Annotated in this window: 20 protein-coding genes; 6 read left to right on the plus strand and 14 right to left on the minus strand. The window is 67.5% G+C overall.

Going from position 1 to position 18246, the window contains the following annotated elements; translation table 11 throughout:
• Positions 1 to 2: 2 nt before the first annotated feature.
• The 5 genes from AC1DKD_RS02230 to AC1DKD_RS02250 form a co-directional block, all read right to left on the minus strand.
• Positions 3 to 473, minus strand: coding sequence for a hypothetical protein (locus AC1DKD_RS02230; RefSeq protein ID WP_441628491.1), 471 nt, complete (start codon positions 471 to 473; stop codon positions 3 to 5).
• Positions 454 to 1869 (minus strand): phosphatase PAP2/dual specificity phosphatase family protein, encoded by a 1416-nt coding sequence (locus AC1DKD_RS02235; RefSeq protein WP_441628562.1) that lies wholly within the window; start codon positions 1867 to 1869, stop codon positions 454 to 456. The genes AC1DKD_RS02230 and AC1DKD_RS02235 overlap by 20 nt, the downstream gene beginning before the upstream one ends.
• A complete protein-coding gene (locus AC1DKD_RS02240; protein ID WP_441628493.1) occupies positions 1869 to 3650 on the minus strand; it encodes a bifunctional alpha/beta hydrolase/class I SAM-dependent methyltransferase in 1782 nt (593 codons plus the stop codon). Before AC1DKD_RS02240 ends, AC1DKD_RS02235 begins: the two co-directional genes overlap by 1 nt.
• A gap of 30 nt (positions 3651 to 3680) precedes the next feature.
• Positions 3681 to 4322 (minus strand): CDP-alcohol phosphatidyltransferase family protein, encoded by a 642-nt coding sequence (locus AC1DKD_RS02245; protein ID WP_441628495.1) that lies wholly within the window; start codon positions 4320 to 4322, stop codon positions 3681 to 3683.
• A 183-nt stretch (positions 4323 to 4505) separates the two neighbouring features.
• Positions 4506 to 4739, minus strand: a complete 234-nt coding sequence (locus AC1DKD_RS02250) for a hypothetical protein (protein ID WP_441628497.1) — start codon at positions 4737 to 4739, stop codon at positions 4506 to 4508.
• A 109-nt stretch (positions 4740 to 4848) separates the two neighbouring features.
• On the opposite strand from AC1DKD_RS02250, the gene AC1DKD_RS02255 reads away from it, so the two are divergent.
• A complete protein-coding gene (locus AC1DKD_RS02255) occupies positions 4849 to 5115 on the plus strand; it encodes a hypothetical protein (RefSeq protein ID WP_035862830.1) in 267 nt (88 codons plus the stop codon).
• A 23-nt stretch (positions 5116 to 5138) separates the two neighbouring features.
• Here the strand turns inward: AC1DKD_RS02255 and AC1DKD_RS02260 are convergent, their stop codons facing one another.
• Together AC1DKD_RS02260 and AC1DKD_RS02265 are read right to left on the minus strand one after the other, a co-directional pair.
• A complete protein-coding gene (locus tag AC1DKD_RS02260) occupies positions 5139 to 5981 on the minus strand; it encodes a beta-keto acid cleavage family enzyme (RefSeq protein ID WP_441628499.1) in 843 nt (280 codons plus the stop codon).
• Positions 5982 to 6043: 62 nt separating this feature from the next.
• Positions 6044 to 7018 carry a 3-hydroxyacyl-CoA dehydrogenase family protein gene (locus tag AC1DKD_RS02265; protein ID WP_441628501.1) on the minus strand — a complete coding sequence of 325 codons (975 nt, stop codon included), beginning with the start codon at positions 7016 to 7018 and terminating at the stop codon, positions 6044 to 6046.
• Positions 7019 to 7217: 199 nt separating this feature from the next.
• On the opposite strand from AC1DKD_RS02265, the gene AC1DKD_RS02270 reads away from it, so the two are divergent.
• The gene (locus AC1DKD_RS02270; protein WP_441628503.1) at positions 7218 to 8144 is read left to right on the plus strand and encodes a LysR family transcriptional regulator; all 927 of its coding nucleotides are present in this window, start codon (positions 7218 to 7220) and stop codon (positions 8142 to 8144) included.
• Between the two features lie 55 nt (positions 8145 to 8199).
• On the opposite strand, the gene AC1DKD_RS02275 is transcribed toward AC1DKD_RS02270, so the two are convergent.
• Entirely contained in the window at positions 8200 to 8925 is a 726-nt protein-coding gene (locus AC1DKD_RS02275; protein WP_441628505.1) for a GntR family transcriptional regulator, read from the minus strand.
• A gap of 10 nt (positions 8926 to 8935) precedes the next feature.
• Positions 8936 to 10726, minus strand: a complete 1791-nt coding sequence (locus tag AC1DKD_RS02280) for an IlvD/Edd family dehydratase (RefSeq protein WP_477102542.1) — start codon at positions 10724 to 10726, stop codon at positions 8936 to 8938.
• Between the two features lie 242 nt (positions 10727 to 10968).
• Here AC1DKD_RS02280 and AC1DKD_RS02285 point away from each other — a divergent pair, with 242 nt between their 5' ends.
• Together AC1DKD_RS02285 and AC1DKD_RS02290 are read left to right on the plus strand one after the other, a co-directional pair.
• Entirely contained in the window at positions 10969 to 12003 is a 1035-nt protein-coding gene (locus AC1DKD_RS02285) for a Bug family tripartite tricarboxylate transporter substrate binding protein (protein ID WP_477142883.1), read from the plus strand.
• 235 nt (positions 12004 to 12238) lie between these two features.
• Complete coding sequence (locus AC1DKD_RS02290) at positions 12239 to 12778, plus strand: hypothetical protein (protein WP_441628511.1); 540 nt, start codon at positions 12239 to 12241, stop codon at positions 12776 to 12778.
• A gap of 25 nt (positions 12779 to 12803) precedes the next feature.
• On the opposite strand, the gene AC1DKD_RS02295 is transcribed toward AC1DKD_RS02290, so the two are convergent.
• The 3 genes from AC1DKD_RS02295 to AC1DKD_RS02305 all read right to left on the minus strand — a co-directional run bounded on the left by AC1DKD_RS02295 (position 12804) and on the right by AC1DKD_RS02305 (position 14569).
• Positions 12804 to 13187 (minus strand): cupin domain-containing protein, encoded by a 384-nt coding sequence (locus AC1DKD_RS02295; protein WP_035862823.1) that lies wholly within the window; start codon positions 13185 to 13187, stop codon positions 12804 to 12806.
• Positions 13188 to 13274: 87 nt separating this feature from the next.
• Positions 13275 to 13751, minus strand: a complete 477-nt coding sequence (locus tag AC1DKD_RS02300; RefSeq protein ID WP_441628513.1) for a hypothetical protein — start codon at positions 13749 to 13751, stop codon at positions 13275 to 13277.
• Positions 13752 to 14113: 362 nt separating this feature from the next.
• Entirely contained in the window at positions 14114 to 14569 is a 456-nt protein-coding gene (locus tag AC1DKD_RS02305; RefSeq protein WP_045241077.1) for a YccF domain-containing protein, read from the minus strand.
• A gap of 159 nt (positions 14570 to 14728) precedes the next feature.
• Here AC1DKD_RS02305 and AC1DKD_RS02310 point away from each other — a divergent pair, with 159 nt between their 5' ends.
• Complete coding sequence (locus tag AC1DKD_RS02310) at positions 14729 to 15136, plus strand: GGDEF domain-containing protein (protein ID WP_441628515.1); 408 nt, start codon at positions 14729 to 14731, stop codon at positions 15134 to 15136.
• A 72-nt stretch (positions 15137 to 15208) separates the two neighbouring features.
• Complete coding sequence (locus tag AC1DKD_RS02315) at positions 15209 to 15961, plus strand: head GIN domain-containing protein (RefSeq protein WP_441628517.1); 753 nt, start codon at positions 15209 to 15211, stop codon at positions 15959 to 15961.
• Positions 15962 to 15976: 15 nt separating this feature from the next.
• Here the strand turns inward: AC1DKD_RS02315 and AC1DKD_RS02320 are convergent, their stop codons facing one another.
• Positions 15977 to 17098, minus strand: a complete 1122-nt coding sequence (locus AC1DKD_RS02320; protein ID WP_477102583.1) for a M14 family metallopeptidase — start codon at positions 17096 to 17098, stop codon at positions 15977 to 15979.
• Positions 17095 to 17943 (minus strand): VOC family protein, encoded by an 849-nt coding sequence (locus tag AC1DKD_RS02325; RefSeq protein WP_441628519.1) that lies wholly within the window; start codon positions 17941 to 17943, stop codon positions 17095 to 17097. Before AC1DKD_RS02325 ends, AC1DKD_RS02320 begins: the two co-directional genes overlap by 4 nt.
• Between the last annotated feature and the right edge of the window lie 303 nt (positions 17944 to 18246).

Consider the following 18246-nt stretch of genomic DNA (forward strand, 5'->3'; position numbering starts at 1 on the left):
CGTTATCTCAGCAGCAGTAGCAGCAAGGCCACCAGTAATTGGAGGGCAGCCAGCGCCCCCGCCCAGTGAAGGAAGCGCAATGCGCCGCGAGCGCGTTGCGCCAGGGAGCGCCCGCCGGACCCGGGCCTGGCCCAGCCCAGCCGCACGAGCGCCTGGTCCAGCGAGCCCAGCATCTCGTCCGTGCCGGCGCTTTGCGAAATATCGGCAAGCGCCGCGAACAGCCGGTGATCGATTGCCACCCGCGCCAGCAGCCACAACTGCACGGCGCCGGACAGGGCCGCCACGATGCCCAGCACCAGGTAGACCTGGCCCGCCGGCGACAAGGTGCCGGCCAGCAGCAGGTTGATCAGCGCCAGCACCAGCCCGGCCCAGAGCAGCCGTGCCGCGCCGTCGAGGCCACCCACCGCGGCGTGCGCCACCCAGCGCTGCGCGGCAACGCCGAGGGGCTCGTCATCATGCATCGGGACCGACATAGCCTGCTCCCCCTGAAGACTGTGCAGCCGCCTGCCGGCGGCCGACGAATTGCGATAGCGCGTCCACGCTGTCCGGGCCCAGCACCACGGCCGGCCGGCCCTTGCGCAGCAGCGCCAGCGCCTGTCCGGCATCGTGCGCGCCGGCACGGCCTGCCAGCCAGGCGGCTGCCACCAGCGCGCTGCGCGAGTAGCCAAGCGCGCAGCATACAAGCACTTTGCGGCCGTCGCGATGCCATGTGTCGAGCACGGCCACCGCTTCATCCAGTTGCGCCTGCGTCGGCACGGTCAGGTCCAGCACCGGCACGCAACGATACAGCGTAGCGCTTGCCAGCCGCGGCAGCTCGGCGGTCAGGTCCAGCACGGCATCCGCCCCGAGCCGGCGCAGTTCGCCGCCGCCGGGAAAACGGCCGACCCAAAGCCCGGGCACGATCTCGCTGGCGCCGGACTGGCTGCGGGTCCACCAGCGCGAATTGGCGAGCGCCCCTAGCAGATAAGGCGCCAGCACCCAGTGCGCGGCCATCGGCATCGTGCCGTCGTGTCCCTTCTGGAACAGGCCAGGCACGCCTTGCCGGTATATCGCCGCGACACAAGCCAGGGACAGGGCCAGCCAGCCCAGCAGCAGCGCCGCGAGCGCCGACACCGGCAACAGCGCCAAGGCAACCGCGCCTACGGCCACGGCACCGGCGGCGTAGCGCCCGGCAAGCTGCCGCGTGCGGGCGCGGGCAGCGGGCCCGCCAATCCACCGCCCCTGCCCGAAGGGAAACAGGAAGACGCAGAACCAGCCCACCAGCCAGCCGGTAGGCACGTCGATGGCATGGTGCTGGTATGTGGTCAGCACCGACACGCCAATCAGGACGAACCAGCCGTGCAGCAGCCAGCGCCATCCGCCTCGCGCGTGGATGGCGTAAGCCACCCACAGGATCACCAGCAAGCTGATATGCAGCGAGGGCGCCTGGTTGAACGGCTTGTCGAAGCCACCCAGCAACGTGAACAGGTGACCGGGCAAGCCGTCAGCCTGCGGGCGGTCGAAGGCAAAGCGCAAGGGGAAGGCGATGAAACACGCCACCGAGATCACTTGCGCCGCCAGCAGGCGCCTGGCGTGCACGAGCAGTTCGGCACGCGTGCGCCACAGGAAGAACGACAAGCCGTAGAGCAGGTCGATCGACCAGTACGGCACGATGCTCCAGGGCACGAAGGGTATGCGCCGCTCCCATTCAAAGTAAAAGAACGGGACTTCGGCGCGCTGGCTCGCCAGCCAGTTGGCCAGACCATACGAGGAAAAGAACAAGGCCCCCATGCCGGCCAGCAGGACCAGCGCCAGGCCCCATGGACGAGCCTCGGCGGGCGCCACGGCAGCTCCCCTTCCCGCCCTGTCCTCGCCCTGCTCGCGCAGCATCATGCCGTCCTGCGCGCCAGGCTGACCGTGAAGATGCCCCACGGATCGATACGCTGCGCAACCTTCTCGAAACCAGCCTGCCGGACCAGTTCGTCCATCTCCGCCTGCGAGCGGCGCCGCATCACCCACGCCGAGCCGGCACGGTGGCTGGTGAGCGCGCGCGCGATGAATTCCAGCTGCGGGTGCCAGGGCTGGCCGGTATAGACCAGATAGCCGCCGGGGGGCACCGCGCGCGACAGTCCGCCCAGCGAACGCGCCACCATGGCGTTGTCGCCGAACAGTTCATAGAGGCCGGAGACAATGGCCAGCGTGGGAGCCGGGTCGAGCGCCGCGAGATCGTCGCCGTCGAAGGCGTCGCCCTTCTCGAAGCGGGCGATATCGGAAAGCCCCTTGCTGCGGATCAGCGCGCGCCCCTGCATGACGTTGATATCGCTGTAGTCGCGCAGCAGAATGCTTTGCACCTGTTGCGCGGCAGTGCCATTGAAGCCCTTGGCGGCCAGCGCCTCCAGGACGTAGCGGCCGTGGCCCGCGGCGATATCGACGATGCGCACCGGCGCGCCGGCAGCGCGCAGGCTGCCGATGGCCATGCCCAGCAGTTCCTCGATATTCACCTTGCGCTGGCGAATCCCCCGCCAGCCGATGGCGTCCAGGTAGTTGCGGTCGACCACYGGACCGACGCCAAACCGCCCTTGCGCCTGATTACAGTAAACGTAATCCAACGTGGAGCCCGAATCGAATCCGGTCTGGTGCCCGAGCCGCACGCCGTCGGACAGCAGGCCGCCGAATTTCAGGCCAGCCCGCGTCAAGGCCCAGTAGATGCCGGCCGGGCTGGCCGCGGACAGCGGACGCGCCAGCCGGTCTGACTCTTCCTTGAAAGCGCCGCTGCGGTCGGCGTCGAGCAGCGTGACAGGCGGCGATGGCGATTCGAACTCGCGCACGATAAAGCGCCGCGCCGCCGCCACAGCCTGCGCCCGATCGCGCTCGCCGAGGGTGTCGTGGTAGAAGCCGTCCAGCACGATGCGCTCCTTGACGCTGGAACCCAGGCGCTCGTAAAACGCGTCCTGCGGCGCGCGGTGCACCACCCAGTCGGCGCCAGAGATCAGCAATTGCGTGGGCACAGTGATGGCGGCCGCATCGGCCACGATACGATCGGCCGTCTCGTAGAGATCCAGCAGGATATTGACCGCGATCGGACGCGTAATCAGCGGATCTTGCTGATAACTGGCAATGCGTTCCAGGTCGTGCGTCAGGAACTTCGCCTTGACGTAGCTGTCGACGAAGAACTTGCCACGCAGCTTGTGCATGAGCTTCAGGCCTGGCCGCGCGAACGGCACGTAAAGCTTGACCTTGAACGCTGGCGAGGCAAGCACCAGGCAGCGAATCCGCGGTGCATAGTCATGCACCCAGGTGGAAGCCAGTACCGCGCCCACGCTCTGGGCTACCACCGCGATGCGTTCCACCGGGATGCCATGGACCGCCGCGATATGGTCGACAAAGGTCTGGATATCGCGCACGGACGTGGCCAGGCTGGGGCTATAGCCGCGCTCGCCGGGCGAACGTCCATGGCCGCGCGCGTCCCAGGCGAAGAATGCGTGGCCGGGCAAGCCCAGTTCGTCCACCAGGTGGGCGATACGGCCCGAGTGCTCATGCCCGCGGTGGAACAGCACGACGGCGCCCTGCGGTGCGTTGTCCGCGGTTGGCCAATGCCGGTAGAACAGCGACTGGCCATCGTGGGTTTCGAACTGCGCCTCGACGGGGGTACGGCTGGTTTGACTATCCACGTAGTATCACTCCACGGGTTGGGAAGAGGATCAGGCGCGCGGTGCCGCCTGTGCACGTGCCTGGCGTAGCTGTTCCGCCTCGGCCACGCCGCGGCGCACCCGGTTGGCGATGGTAAGCAGCGACAGCAGCGACAACAGTACCCACAACCAGTGCGCGGCATATGCGAGGCTCAGGCCGAGCCCGACCCACAAGCCCAGCGCGCCCAGCACCAGGGCCCGGTCGCTCTTGCCAAGCGGGCCGTCATAGCGCCGGCTGGCGCCGGCCAGCGGCCCGATCAGGCCGGCGCACTCGACGATCACGGCCAGGACGGCGAAGACCATGACCTCCCCCGCGCCGAAAGGCGAAACCAGGGCAAATGGCAGGATCAGCGCAAGATCGGAGACGATGTCGCCCAGTTCGTTGAGATAGGCGCCCAGCACGCTTTGCTGGCCATGTTCGCGCGCCAGCATGCCGTCGACGGCGTTAAGGGCCATGCGCATGAACAGCCAGACTGGCATCAGCAGGAAGACTGCGGGCAGCCAGGCCAGCGCGGCCACCAGGGCGCCAATGACCAATGAGCCCGCGGCGGCGGCGAGCGTCACCTGGTTGGCGGTCACGCCGCGCGCGGCGAGGTGCTTCACCAACGGTCGCAGAAGTGCCTGGAATTTCGGTTTGATCTGGTAAAGCGTCATGTTCCATGGCCGTTGAGGCCTTATGTTATTGGCGGCCATGGTGCCTGTACGCACGGCAACCGGCCATGTCAGTTCCCTGCCCCGGCCTCCCGGCCGCCTCCTTGGCGCCCGTCCGGTGTGCTGCGTTCCCGACAATCGGCAAGCATAGCCGGATATTGCACGCTTACGTCATTTTTTAAGAATTTATGAGATTTTCGACACATTCAAGACACGTTTGACAGGCTGCGGCAGCGCGCTGCGTTGCTTTACATGATTGGAGATGCGGCGCGATTTCGCAATATTTTGGATGTCCTGACGGGCATTGCGCGAAATTGCAAGAATTTGGAGAAATCGAAAGGCCGGGCCAGCAACCGCACGGCATAGCGCGGGCAGTGGTTGAGTACCTGGCTGCCCGGCCTGGCGGTCGGGGACATGCATGACAGCATTGTCATGTGCCAGTCATGTTGCCGTGGGCGCGTGCTTTTTAGACTGTCAGCACGGTCGATCCATGCCGGTCGCCGCCCCCTTGAATCCTCGGAGAAAAAGAATGCGTACTCTCAAGCAAGCCCTGCTGGCCACTGCCATTGCCACCACGCTGGCCGGTGCCGCCGGCCTCGCCAGCGCCGCCTCGCGCAGTGTCGACCCGTACCTTGACGGTGCCGCCACCGGCCAGGCCCGGGATATCTATACGCAGGGCGCCAGCAAGCTCGGTGCGCGCGACCCGTTCACCGATGGCGCGCACAACGGCGCGCGCGACCCCTTCACCGACGGCGCCCGCAACGGCACGCGCGACAAGTTCAGCGACGGCGCATGAGCCTCCTCGCTGATCGCCGGGATTCAGCGGATCTCGCTGTAGATATGCCTGGCCTGCTCGGCCGTGGCTAGCGGGCGGCCCAGCGTCCGCGCTCCCTCCGCCGCCTGCCCGACAAGCGCCGCGTTGCCTGGCGCGGTGCTGCCATCGCGCAGCTTCAGGTTGTTCTCGAAGCCCACCCGCACATGCCCGCCAAAGGCGGCGGCCGTGGTCACGCAGGCATTCTCCTCGCGCCCGAAGGCGCAGATCGCCCACGGCAGCGTGCCGTCGAAGGCCTGCAGGAACGGCAGCAGGTCGCGTGGTGACGAAACCTGCCCCGCCGAATACCGGCCCAGCACAAACAGCACCGACCATGCCCCCGGCGGCACCAGGCCGCGCGCGCGCAGCGCTTGCCAGCGCGCTACATCGGCCGCGTCGTACAGGATCATCTGCGCCATCACCCGCTCCCGCGCCAGCCAGCCCAGGAAATCGCCCAGTTCCGCCTCGGGGATATCCGGCACCGCGATTTCGCGCAAGCCGATGGAAACCGCCTCGGGACGGAGTTCGCGCACCATCGCGATCTGTTCCGCGGCGCGGTAGATGCCGGCGGCTTCGCTGGTCACCTGCACCAGCAGTTGATCGCCGACCTCCCGCTTCACGGCGGCAAGCGCTTCGCGATAGATCTGCGCATCCAGGGAGTGGCGCCCGTCGGGCTGGCGCACGTGCATGTGCATCATGGCCGCGCCGGCTTCGAGGCAAGCCCGCGCCTCGGCCGCCAGCGCCGCCGCGGTCGTCGGCACGGCCTGGTGGTCGGCGGCGGTCTTGTAGGCGCCATTGGGCGCCACGGTAATGATCAGCGGCGAATCCGCCAGCAAGATTTGTTCACTCATATTGCACTCGGTGTCGGTGTGGCCGGGGTCGCCCGGCAGGCCTCAGTCGGATACTGAAAGGTTCAGGGTTGGATCTTGGGCAGCTCCGGCGCGATCAGGTCTAGCCCCGCGCGCAGCAAGCGATCGTAACGCTCACGTTCGGCCGCGATGGTCTCGGGCGTCCACTGGTAAAACCCTTCGCCGCTCTTCATGCCGTGGCGGCCGTCCGCCGCGCGCTCGGTCAGGCACCGGGCCGGCACCGCCGAGTTGTTGAAGGTGGGATACATGGTAGCGCCGGCCGCCGCGTGCACGTCGATGCCGGCATGGTCGCGCTGCATGACCGGCCCTGCGGCCAGGAAGCGGAAGCCAAAGCCGAAGCGCACCGCCGCGTCCACATCCTCGGGCGAAGCGATGCCGCGGTCGATCAGATCGAAAGCTTCGCGCGACAAGGCGTGCTGCAGGCGATTGGCGAGGAAACCGGGCAAGTCTTTCTTCACCTTGACCGGCACCATGCCGCAACGGCGCATGAAGGCGATCAGGGCGTCCGCGCCAGCCTCGGCACTGCCCTCTCCCAACACCACCTCCACCAGCGGAACCAGGTGCGCAGGCATGAAGAAATGCAAGCCGAACATGCGCTCGCGGGTGGGCAGGCCTTCGCCGATGGCGCTGATCGGAAAGCTGGAACTATTGCTGGCAAGCATGGCGTCGGGGCGCGCGCGCTGCACCAGGTCGGCGAACAGGGCGCGCTTGATGTCGAGCCGCTCGGGAATGCATTCGATCACCAGGTCCACGGTGCTCCAGTCGACGGCTTCGAGCGATGGGGCCACGGTCAGCCCGGCCAGGCCGGCTTCGGCTGCCGGCCCGATCGCCGCAAGATTGGCGGCGACCTTTGCCGCCACCGCGGCGGCGCGCTGCGCCTCGGTCTCCACCACCGTGGTGCGGCAGTGCGCGCGGGCGAGCACCACGGCCACGTCGGCGCCCATGGTGCCGCCGCCCACCACCACGGCATGGGTGGCGCCGGGAGCGGCTAGAGAAAAGGTTACGGGGGCTTCGGCCATGGTGTTCCTTTGTACTGTCTGTCGGGCGTTGTCGTTGGGGCAGCGTGACCACGCTTGCCATGCAAATATGGCTAACGCAGCGCTTTGCCATTGGTCATGGCGCCCCGGTCTGGCGGGATCGAGCGCCAGTGTAGACAAGCCGCTTTGATTGATGAATCAGATTTTTTGGATAAAATGATCGGCAGATGAGATCAATCCCATGAAAATCAACCTGTCGATGCGCGATGTCGAGACCACGTTGGTGCTTGGCCGGACCCTTAACTTCCGCCAGGCCGCGGGGCAGTTGCACTTGTCGCAGTCGGCGCTTTCGACCCAGATCCTGCGCATTGAGGATTCCCTGGGCGTGCGGCTGTTCGACCGCACCACGCGCACGGTGCGGCTGACCGCGGCGGGCGAGGTCTTCATGCAGCAGGCGGCGATCCTGCAGGCGGCCTTCCGCGATGCCATCGATGCGGTCAGCGGCATTGCCAGCGCCGAACGCGGCCAGGTTGCCGTGGCCGCCCTGCCGTCGCTGGCCGCCCGTTTGCTGCCGCGCGTGCTGATGGCCTATCGCCGGGACCACCCCAAGGTTGCGCTGAAGGTCTACGACACGCTCTCCGGCCCCGCTTTCGACCTGGTGCGCGCCGGCGAGGTGGATTTCGCGCTGACAGCAGCCGATCCGCAGCAGGCCGACCTGCACTATGACCCCATGATGTCGGACCGCTTCGTGCTGCTGATTCCCGGCGAGCACCCGCTGGCGCAGGGCAAGGGGCCGCTGCGGTGGGCCGACACCGTCAGCGCCGAACACGTTTCGATGACGCACCCCAGCAGCGTGCGCCAGTATGCCGAATGGGCTTTCCTGCAGAACCGGATCCGCTTCCAGCCGGTGTTCGAGGCCGAGCACCTTGCCACCATCGCGGCGATGGTGGAATGCGGCTTCGGCGTTGCCGCGCTGCCGGAGATCGCGGCCGGCACCGTGCGCCAGTCCGGCATCGTCGAGCGCCTGCTCACCGCGCCGGTGACGGAGCGCTCCATCGGGCTGGTGACAGCGCGCAACCGCAGCCTGTCGCCGGCGGCGGCGGCTCTGGTCGGCGTGTTGCGCGCCCACTTGGCCCAGGCCGGCGGCGGCGTGCCCGCAGCCGTATGAGAGGCGTGACGGCCACCTCGCCCGGCGCGCCGGCCTGGTGGCACGCGAATCAATACTATGCCGGCCCGCCGGCGCGTTCACGCTCCGCCGCAAGGTAAGCATCGCGCGAAGGCAGCAGGTGATTGCGGCACAGCGCAATCAATGCCTCGCGCCGCCCTTCGCGCAATGCTTCGATCATGGCCCAGTGCTCCTGCCTGGCGCGTTCGCGATAGCCCGCCGCCGCCAGCGAGCCAAAGCGGATCGGATGGGCGCGCCGCGCGTATTCCTCGATGGCTTGCCGCAGCACCGCGTTATCGACCAGCGCGAACAGCTCGCGATGAAAGCGCTGGTTGATGCGGAACACGGCGCGCGCATCGCCGGCGGCTACGGCGACGTCGTGTTCCTGCTGCACCGACACCAGCGCCTGCAGGCGCACCGGCGGCACCGGCAGCGCGATCAGGCTGGCGGCGTGCGCTTCCAGCACCTCCCGCAAGGCATACAGCTCCATCACCTCGCGCGCCGGAAAGGCCCGCACCACGGCACCGACATTGCGCTTGCGCTCGACCACGCCCATGCCTTCCAGCGTGACAAGCAACTGGCGCACCACATGGCGCTTCAGGCCAAAGCGCGCCATCAGGTCGTCCTCGACCAGCCGCTCGCGCGGACTCAGCAAGCCGAAGACGATGTCTTCCTCGAGGATGGCGGCGGCGGCCAGCAGCGCATCCGCACCGCTGCCGGGCGCATCGTCCTGGTTGCCCTGCACCGCCTGCGCATGCGTACCTGCACGGGTTGGTCGATCCATGACAAGGCCCTCAGGACTGGCGCGGCACGGTTTCGTTGGTCTGCGCGGCGCGGAGGAAATCGAAGTCCACGCCCTGGTCGGCCTGCGTCACCGTGGCCAGGAACAGCTTGCGATAGCCGCGCTCGGCGGTGGGCCGCACCACCTCATGCTCGGCCGCACGGCGCGCCAGTTCGGCGTCGTCGACCAGCAGGGATATCTCGCGCCGGGCTACCGACAAGCGGATGCGGTCACCGCTGCGCACGTGGGCAAGCGGGCCGCCGATGGCGGCTTCCGGCGTAACGTGCAGCACGATGGTGCCGGCCGCGGTTCCGCTCATGCGGCCGTCCGAGATGCGCACCATGTCCTTGACGCCGGCGCGTGCAAGCTTCCTGGGAATCGGCATATAGCCGGCCTCGGGCATGCCGGGGGCGCCGGTTGGCCCGATGCGCTTGAGCACCAGGATGTCGTTGGCCCTCACGTCGAGAGTCTCGTCGTCGATGCGCAGGGCCATGTCCTCGGCATTCTCGAACACCACCGCGCGCCCTTCATGCTCCATCAGCACCGGATCGGCGGCGGACTGCTTGATGATGGCGCCACCCGGAGCGAGGTTGCCGCGCAGCACGGCAAGGCCCCCCACCGGGTAGATCGGCGCATCGAAGGGACGGATCACATCCTGCGCGAACGGCGCGGGCGCGGCGTCCAGTTCCTCGCCCAGCGTGCGGCCGGATACGGTGAGCGTGTCGAGATGCAGCAGCGGGCGCAGCTCGCGCAGCAGCGCCGGCATGCCGCCCGCCGCGTGGAAGTCTTCCATGTAGTGCTGGCCGGAGGGTTTCAGGTCAACCAGTACCGGCGTCTCGCGGCTCATGCGGTCCAGCCCCGCCAGGTCGATGTCGATGCCCAGCCGGCCGGCGATGGCGGTCAGGTGCACGATGCCGTTGGTGGACCCGCCGATGGCCAGCAGCACGCGGATGGCGTTCTCGATGGCCTTGCCGGTAAGGATACGGTCCGGCGTCAGGCCGGAGCGGGCCATGGCCACGGCGGTGGTGCCGGTGCGCTCGGCCACCCGCACGCGGTCGGCTGTGACCGCTGGCGCCGAGGCGCCGCCCGCCACCATCATGCCGAGCGCCTCGGTCAGRCAGGCCATGGTGCTGGCCGTGCCCATCACCGAGCAGGTGCCCACGCTGGCAACGAGCTGGTTGTTCACGTCGGCAATCTCGGCCGCGTCGATCTCCTCGGCGCGGTAGCGGCCCCAATAGCGGCGGCAGTCCGTGCAGGCACCCACGCGCTCGCCGCGATGCGAGCCGGTCAGCATCGAACCCGTGACCAGCTGGATCGCCGGCACGCCGGCCGAGGCCGCGCCCATCAGTTGCGCGGGCACCGTCTTGTCGCAACCGCCGATCAGTACCACCGCATCCATCGGCTGGGCGCGGATCATTTCCTCGGTGTCCATCGACATGAGGTTGCGCAGGTACATGCTGGTCGGCGCGGAGAAGCTCTCATGCACCGAGATGGTGGGAAAGTCCACCGGCAGCCCGCCCGCCAGCATGACGCCGCGCTTCACGGCTTCCACCAACTGCGGTGCGTTGCCATGGCAAGGGTTGTAGCTGCTGTTGGTGTTGACGATGCCGATCACCGGGCGCGAAAGCGCGTCGTCGGTATAGCCCGCGCCCTTGATGAAGGCCTTGCGCAGAAACAGCGAAAAGCCCTTGTCACCGTAGTTGGTCAGCCCCTTGCCCAGCCCGCTCTCGGCGTCATGCGCGGGCTCGAAGGGGTCCTGCGCCGCAGTAGAGGGGTTCTTGGGGGAGTCCTGGGAGCCGGCCATTCTTATCTCCAATAATATTATTGATAATCCAGGAGGGCATGATAGCTGGCACGGCAATACCGACGCAATGGGAAATTGGATCCGCTGGCTTTAATTGAAAATTCAGATCAGTCGATAGAAAACTTCTGATTCTTCAATCAAGAGACGCCCCCTACACTCTGCCGTAGCGACGAGCCGGGCGTCCCGCGCTGCACTGCAGCGCAAGTTTTCCCATTCATACCAACCCGGCGCAGGAGATCCTCATGACCGGCATTCGACGCCCCGCTCGCCACAGCGTTTCCGCGCCCCGGCGCCAACTGTTGCTTTCCGTCCTGGCCACTGCCGGCGCGTTGCTGGCAGGCGCCATCGCCTTCCCCGGCCTGGCCGCCGCGGCCGACTATCCTTCCAAGCCGATCCGGCTGGTTGTGCCCTATCCCCCTGGTGGCGCCACCGACGTCATTGGCCGCACGCTGGCCCAGCACCTGTCCAGCGCGCTAGGCCAACAGGTCGTGGTCGACAACCGTGCCGGCGCCGCCGGCAATATCGGCGCGGAACTGGTGGCCAAGGCTCCGGCCGACGGCTACACCTTGCTGATGGGCGCGCTGACCAGCCATGCGATCAACGCTGCGCTGTACAAGAGCCGCGTTTCCTATGACATCGAGAAAAGCTTTGCCCCGGTGGCAATCGTCGGCACCGTGCCGCTGGTGTTCGTGGTCAATCCCAGCGTCAAGGCCAGCAGCCTGCCGCAACTGATCGCGCTGGCCAAATCCACCCCCGGCACGATTACCTTCGCCTCCGCCGGCAACGGTTCGCCGCAGCACCTGGCCGGCGAGATGTTCAAGCGCATGGCGGGCGTGGACATGCTGCACGTGCCGTACAAAGGCAGCGGCCCCGCCATGACCGATCTGATCGGCGGCCAGGTGCTCAGCATGGTCGAGACCGTGCCGGCGGCGCAGGCCTACGTCAAAGGCGGCAAGATCCGCGCGCTGGCCGTCACCACCAGCGAGCGCGTGACGGCGCTGCCTGATGTCCCGACCGCCAGCGAAGCGGGCCTGAAGGACTTCGAGGTCAACTCCATGTTCGGCATCGTGGCGCCGGCCGGCACCCCGGCCCCAGTGGTGGACCGGCTCAACGCGGAACTGAAGAAGATCCTCGCCGAACCCGACGTGAAGGCCTCGCTGCTCAAGCAAGGTGCCATCGCCACCTGGACCACGCCGGCGCAAACGCAGGCCCGCATCAAGTCCGAGCTGGYGAAATGGACGGCGGTGATCCGGGAAGCCGGTGTCAAGCCTGAGTAAACGCGGCGGAACTAAGCGCGGCGGAACGCCCGAGGGCTGGCCATGCGAGCCCTCGCATCCGGCATGGCGTTGCCCGCCCCGTCGCGCAAGTGACGCGGCGGGCGCAGTTCGCTCCGGCTCTTGACACCCCGATGATTGCGCCTATCATGACAAGCGCAATGCTGCGCCGCAGCAAGCAATGATTGCCACCGGCGAAATCCCTTCGCACGCGTTGCATCGTCCATCGGAGACGCTTATGGCCACCCCCTCTCACTCCGAAGTCATCGAAGTGCCCGCGCCCTATCCGGGCATGGCTTTTGGCCTGGTTGGCGCGTGGGCGCAAGTGGCCCAGAAGATCGGCGCGCTGAACCTGGAAACCGCCAGGGCCGCGGTCGCCGAGAGCAGCGAGTACTTTCGCGAAGCGGTAACGCAGCCGCTGGGCTTCGCCTTGTTCCGGCCGGAACTGGCCGACGTGATTACCGAGCACTTTGCCGCGTATGCCAACAGCCTGCAAGAAATCCTGTTCGGCGCGAACGGCGAATTTACCGGCGAACTGCAACGCCAGCTCGCCGCGATGACCGGTCAGGATCCGTTTCAGTGGTGCCTGATGGGACGGGATTTCCTGCCGGACTATGGCAGCACCCTGCCCAACATGAGCGTGGCGATGACGGGGTGGGTCGCGGCCTGCCTGCCGGGCGCCAAGCCGCTGCCTGTAGCAACAGCCGAACCCGCGCAGCGCAAAACGCCGCTGCTGGCAGCACCGGCCGACGCCAGGCCGGGCGCGGCAGCGGAATAAGCCGGAGCGCGGTTGCCCAGGTCAACTAGACCTCGACCACCAGCATGGAGGCCGCCGCATTGCCCGTCACCCGGCTCAGATGGCCCTTGCCGGTAACGTCTTCCAGCAGCAATGCGCTTCCCGCGCCGAGGGACCGGCGCTGCCCGTCCGAAGCTTCGAACTCCATCTCACTACTGAGCAGGACAATCCACATGCGGATTGGGGAAGGATGGAGTTCGCCGCGCCACCCGCAAGGCAGCAGCAGGAAACCGTAGCGGGATGCCTGCCCGAACGCCGAAACGTTGAACGCCGGCGCGGGCGGAGCGAACTGGCGGGGGACGGTCTCGATCGCAACCGGCCCGAAGTGGGATTCTCCGGCTGCGTCGGCATGGATTCGCTCATAGGCTAGTACCGGCGTCAGCGATGCCATCTCAACCCTCCCGTACACACGAAAAGCGCTGATCAGGAAAGTCCGTATCAGCGCTCGCCAGGCCGCCCCGCTTTCCGGCATGGGCCGTCACTGGCAGGCGGTACCGGGCACAGGCTTGCCCGAGTGGGTCACGCCCTGGCACGCGTCGCCGACATTGGTATCGGCATCGAAGGCCGCGCTGTTGTACGGCTTGAGCCGGCCGGCTACCGTGCAGCAAAAACGCGGCTCCGACGGGGCCTGCGCAGCCGGAGCAGCCGACGTGGGCGGCGGCGGCGGCGGGGGCGGCGCGTTCTTCACCATGCGGGCGGAGGTGGGCGCTTGCGCCGGGCTTGCGGTGGGCGCCGGAGCGGGGGCGGGGGCAGGAGCGGGAGCAGCGCGAGAAGCTGGCTGCCTGGAGGCCTGGGCGGCGGCATCCTGCTCATCGTCATCGGGGGAAACGCACTGGCCCTTCTGGCAGATTCGCTCCCCTTTGCACTGCATGTCATATTGGCAACCCGCTGCATTCGCATGCAGCGGTAGCGCTATCGCCATCGACGTGGCGAACAGCAAGCCCAGCGTTCTCATATGCCCTCCTACGCGACCGCCATCGATAAACGCTCACGCAGCGTCCCCACTCAGCGCTAGCGCCATCTTCAGCCTCCGGCATCTGCGGCCCGGCGGCCCTGGCCTCCTGGCTGAACACCGGGTTGGCCGGAGCGTTCAACCACCATCTTTAGAATAGCCAGCGATAGGGCACATCGGAGCACCGCGCGGAAAATTTTGTGAGCGCCGCCCCACCAACGATCGCGGTGGCTTGCAAAGCGGCATCCGGTTTCCAGCGCGGTCCCGACCAACCATGCCGTGACAGCGCGGGCGCCGAAACTTGCCGCGACGCGCCCTTGCACAAAGCGAACTTCCTGTTCAGCGCACCAGGAGCACTCGCAGCGTCAACGGCGCAGCCCGTCCACGTGCGCGCGTGCCTGGTCCCGCCGCGCGGCCTCGGCGACTTCGTTTGTCACCACCGTCTGGCCGATCGGCGCCAGCGCGATGCCGGCCAGCTTGAGATGCTGGATGGCAAAAGGAATGCCGATGATGGTGACAAAACAGGCAATGGCGGATGCCACATGGCCAAGCGCGAGCCAGACGCCGGCGAAGACGAACCAGATCACGTTACCGGCCAGGCCAAGGGCACCGGTGCCGATGTCATCCCGCTGGTGCAGTTCGCGGCGGCTGATAGCCTGCTTGCCGAACGGGAAGAAGGTGAATTTACCGATCACGAAGCAGGCCTTGCCCCATGGGATCCCGACGATGGAAACGAAGGCGAGCAGCCCGGCCAGCCACCAGGCCAGGCCCATGAATACACCGCCGAGGATGAACCAGAGAAAATTTAAGATGGCACGCATGAATCTCCCTCAGACAATTGAAGTCACGGCAGATGATACGCGAAGGTAACTTGCTTGCCCGCGGGCACAAGGCATGGCGTGCGCCAGACAGGATCGAGACCTTGTAAGATCATCGTCGAACGCCATCCCGGAACGCTTCCCCGCACACGAAAAGGCAGGGTGATCGACGACTTCAAGAAGGTCAACGACCGCTATGGCCACGATATCGGCGACGACGTGCTCAAGCGCGTTGCCGCGGAGATCAGGGAGGTGATGGCCGGTTGCCAGTTCGCGCGCCTGGGCGGCGAGGAGTTCGGCATCTACCTGAGCGAGATGTCGCGCGCCGAGGCGGAGGTACGTATCGACCTGCTGTGCCGCAGCGTCCGGGATCTGCCTTCGGCCCATCCGGTAACCATCAGCATTGGCGTCGCCCACCTGGACGGTGACACGCTCACCAAAGCCCTCATCAAAGCCGACGAGGCGCTCTATGATTCAAAGAGGACCGGCAAGGATAAATACACGTTCCACCGGGAAGCCAGTGCGCCGGGCGCCAAAGCCGGCCTGACCGGCCAGAACGCTGTTGGCTAGGGCGTTACTGGCGGGCCCGCTGGCCGGGCATCTCCCGGAACATCCGGCGCCACCCGGCGCAAGAGGATCGCCATGACCCGCTTCAGCACGCTACGCGCCACCTGGCTGGCATCCGCCTGCCTGACCGGCGCGGCACTGGCCCAGCAAAGCACCGTTGTCATCAACCAAAGCGGCGTCTCGGCCTCGGGAGCCTCCGGCAGCAGTGTCGTCGTCATCAATGGCCAGGTGCAGTCTTCCGTCGACGCCACCAAGGGAACGGGTCCCGAAAGGACCGAACGGCGCACGGTCGGGGCGTTTTCAAGCGTGCGGCTCAATGCCCCTGTCGAAGCGGTATTTTCGGCGTCGCCCACCGCGTCCGTTTCCATCACTGGCCCCGCGGACATCCTGCCGCTGATCGTGACCACCGTTGCAGACGGCAAGCTGTCGATCGGTCTCACGGCGCCGGTCGTGCTGGCCGCGCCGCTCAGGGTAGCCATTACCGGGCCATCGCTCCAGGCGGTCAGCATTCCCGGCGCCGGCACCTTGCGGGCGTCCGGGCTGCATGAGGCTTCCATCGACCTGCGCTTGTCCGGTTCCGGTTCGATCGTGGCCGAGGGGCAGGTCGGCAGCGTGCGCGCCGCCATCTCCGGCTCGGGCGAGGTGGACGCCAGCGCGCTGCGCGCGCAAAGGCTGGATGCGCAACTGAGCGGCTCGGGACGTATCCTCGGATACGCTTCGGATGCCGCCAGCGTGGCACTGACGGGATCGGGCGATATCGTGGTCGCCGGCAGGCCGCCCCAGCGCGCGGTCAGCCGGACCGGCTCGGGCCAGGTGTATTTCGAGTAGCCGCGCGCCGGATTGCTACCATGCGGCCAGCCCGTCCACGGCCTGTTGGGTGATGGCGACGCCATGCCGCACCGTGGCATCGCGCCAAGGCTGGGCCACCGGGATGAAGGCATCGAGCATGTCCGCCCGCAACTGCGCATAACGCCCGGTGCCGCGCTCCGCCCTGAAGCGCAGCCATTGGTCCAGACGCAGTGCATGCCCCATATTGCTGCCCCGCGTACCAAACTCGACCACCGCGCCCACCAGCGGCCGCTCCCCGAGGAAACGTTCGACGCCATGGAATACCAGCCCGCTATAGGCCGGCCGTGCCAGGCCGTGCGGGCGGACACCGAGCACGCGCTGCTCACCCCACCAGCTGGCGGCACGCGCCTGCTGGCCGCTGCCATCCGGGTTGAAGCACAGGAAGAAGGGTTCGCCGTACTCGCCGATGCCGGTATGCCAGTCGATCAGGCCGACCCGCCCGGCATGCGCCAGGTGCTCCCGCACGATGGTCTCCAGCGTCAGGTTTGACCACTCCCGGTGGTGGCCGCCGAACACCAGACCATCGGGGTGGCTGTACTGGCCGCGGGCGCGCGTGTCGAACAGGGCGTCGGCRCCATGCCTGGCCCCGTAGGCTTGCGCCGCGGCTTCCGCGTCGGCAACGCTGTCCCAGCTCCACTCCGCCGGAATCAGGCTGGCATGCAGTTCCGCATAGCCGGGATTGGCGGGAACCGGCTGCGCCGCGTCGAAGAGATGCGCGGCGAAGTTGCGATTCAGGTCGACATTGTTTTCGGTGGTGCGGGTGCCGTGCGCGAAGCCATAGGGATTGAGGCCGTGCACCAGCAGCACGCCCAGCCCCGCGGGCAATTGCCGGGCCGGCGCGCTGCGCAGCCATGCGACCTGCGCGGCCGAGCCGGCGTAGCCTTCCTGGCCATGGGTGCCACTGATCAGGACCAGCTGGCGCGGCGCGCGCGCGTCGCCGAGATGCGCCACGTCGATGGCCAGCGGCTCGCCGGCCGGCCCGCTGGCGTGCGGATGCGGGTAGACGCTGAGCGCCGCGCCGGCCGCATCGGCAGCCGCGCGGAACTTGTTGCGGGCGCCGGTGTAGTCCGGCGCGTAGAAGTCCGTGAAATCCATCGGGATATCGTCCGCGCTTATTCGGTGAAGGCGACGGTGACACCCGCCGCTTCGGCCGGCGGCACCACCAACAGGCCGTCGATTTCCGCGATACCGCGCACCTCGCCCGCCGCCAGTGCGGCACGCGCCGTTTCCAGCGCCGTCGTGCGCAGTACCAGCGCGACCATGCGGTCGCGCCCGTCGATCAGCGGCGGCACGCTGGCGCCAAAGCGGCGCACTGCCGCTTCCGGGCTTAGCACCACCACGGAGGCGCCCCCGGCGCGCAGCCGTTGCCCGTGCTGCCCCTGGCTCACGTGCTCGCTGCCAAACAGCCGCGCCAGCAGGCCAATGGTGCGCGCCGGGTCGGCTGCCGCGATCACGTATTCCGCGACGCCGGTCACGCCATTGGGATGCGCCTGCCAGTGGCCGCGCCAGACCAGCTCGGGCGTGAAGTGGTGGCAGAAGTAGATGCGGCCGTTGGGCACCTGGTGGGCCGCCAGCCGCACCGTGCGAAAGCGCGCGTCGGCGGTGGCGCCGGGCAGCTCAACCGGGCGCGTGAACTCGCGCGGGGGCCCTTCCACCTCCAGCCCGCGCGCCAGTATCTCGCGGTGCAGCCCGGTCGAGTCGGCGCTCTTGAAGACCAGCCCGGTCAGGCCCGGGGGCTCGGCCAGCAGGTCGCCGCGGCCCGTGGTGGCCTTGCCGGCTTCGAAGCCCAGCAACTCCAGGTAGTCCGTGTCGAAGATCGCCAGGTGGTTGCTCGACCCGAGGGAATGGTGGCCGCGCGGCGTGAGCTGGAAGCCAAGCCTGCGATAGCGGCTGGCCGCGTCATCCAGGCGTTCGTGGACATTGACGACCACGTGGTCGAGCAGCGGGATCAGGTTCGGCATTTCAGGGTTCCGTTTGAACGGGCGCGGGCTGGGATGGGATGGGATGGGAAGGCTATGTCCGCGGCCGGAGCGCATGGAGATTACGTGAGCCTGGCCCGTTACCCAACTGCGCGTTTCGTCTTTGCTTATGCGTGCCGATGCCATGCCGGGGCGGCAGCGCAGCGAGCGCCGCCACCAGCCAACTACCGTCTTTGCTTAGACGAAAAGCGCGTTTCCCTCGCGCGGCGGCGCCCCCTACACTCGCTGGCTGTCCAGCCTTAGTGCTTTTCTCGATCCTTGTGGAACCCCAGCCATGTCCCTGAC

This window comes from Cupriavidus sp. 05T313 (assembly GCF_056396665.1).

What these genes read in the sequence shown, in the direction of transcription:
- AC1DKD_RS02230 (WP_441628491.1), bottom strand. Translation starts at nt 473, where the DNA reads ATGTCGGTCCCGATGCATGATGACGAGCCCCTCGGCGTTGCCGCGCAG.
- AC1DKD_RS02235 (WP_441628562.1), bottom strand. Translation starts at nt 1,869, where the DNA reads ATGCTGCGCGAGCAGGGCGAGGACAGGGCGGGAAGGGGAGCTGCCGTG.
- AC1DKD_RS02245 (WP_441628495.1), bottom strand. Translation starts at nt 4,322, where the DNA reads ATGACGCTTTACCAGATCAAACCGAAATTCCAGGCACTTCTGCGACCG.
- AC1DKD_RS02250 (WP_441628497.1), bottom strand. Translation starts at nt 4,739, where the DNA reads ATGCATGTCCCCGACCGCCAGGCCGGGCAGCCAGGTACTCAACCACTG.
- AC1DKD_RS02255 (WP_035862830.1), top strand. Translation starts at nt 4,849, where the DNA reads ATGCGTACTCTCAAGCAAGCCCTGCTGGCCACTGCCATTGCCACCACG.
- AC1DKD_RS02260 (WP_441628499.1), bottom strand. Translation starts at nt 5,981, where the DNA reads ATGAGTGAACAAATCTTGCTGGCGGATTCGCCGCTGATCATTACCGTG.
- AC1DKD_RS02265 (WP_441628501.1), bottom strand. Translation starts at nt 7,018, where the DNA reads ATGGCCGAAGCCCCCGTAACCTTTTCTCTAGCCGCTCCCGGCGCCACC.
- AC1DKD_RS02270 (WP_441628503.1), top strand. Translation starts at nt 7,218, where the DNA reads ATGAAAATCAACCTGTCGATGCGCGATGTCGAGACCACGTTGGTGCTT.
- AC1DKD_RS02275 (WP_441628505.1), bottom strand. Translation starts at nt 8,925, where the DNA reads ATGGATCGACCAACCCGTGCAGGTACGCATGCGCAGGCGGTGCAGGGC.
- AC1DKD_RS02290 (WP_441628511.1), top strand. Translation starts at nt 12,239, where the DNA reads ATGGCCACCCCCTCTCACTCCGAAGTCATCGAAGTGCCCGCGCCCTAT.
- AC1DKD_RS02295 (WP_035862823.1), bottom strand. Translation starts at nt 13,187, where the DNA reads ATGGCATCGCTGACGCCGGTACTAGCCTATGAGCGAATCCATGCCGAC.
- AC1DKD_RS02300 (WP_441628513.1), bottom strand. Translation starts at nt 13,751, where the DNA reads ATGAGAACGCTGGGCTTGCTGTTCGCCACGTCGATGGCGATAGCGCTA.
- AC1DKD_RS02305 (WP_045241077.1), bottom strand. Translation starts at nt 14,569, where the DNA reads ATGCGTGCCATCTTAAATTTTCTCTGGTTCATCCTCGGCGGTGTATTC.
- AC1DKD_RS02315 (WP_441628517.1), top strand. Translation starts at nt 15,209, where the DNA reads ATGACCCGCTTCAGCACGCTACGCGCCACCTGGCTGGCATCCGCCTGC.
- AC1DKD_RS02325 (WP_441628519.1), bottom strand. Translation starts at nt 17,943, where the DNA reads ATGCCGAACCTGATCCCGCTGCTCGACCACGTGGTCGTCAATGTCCAC.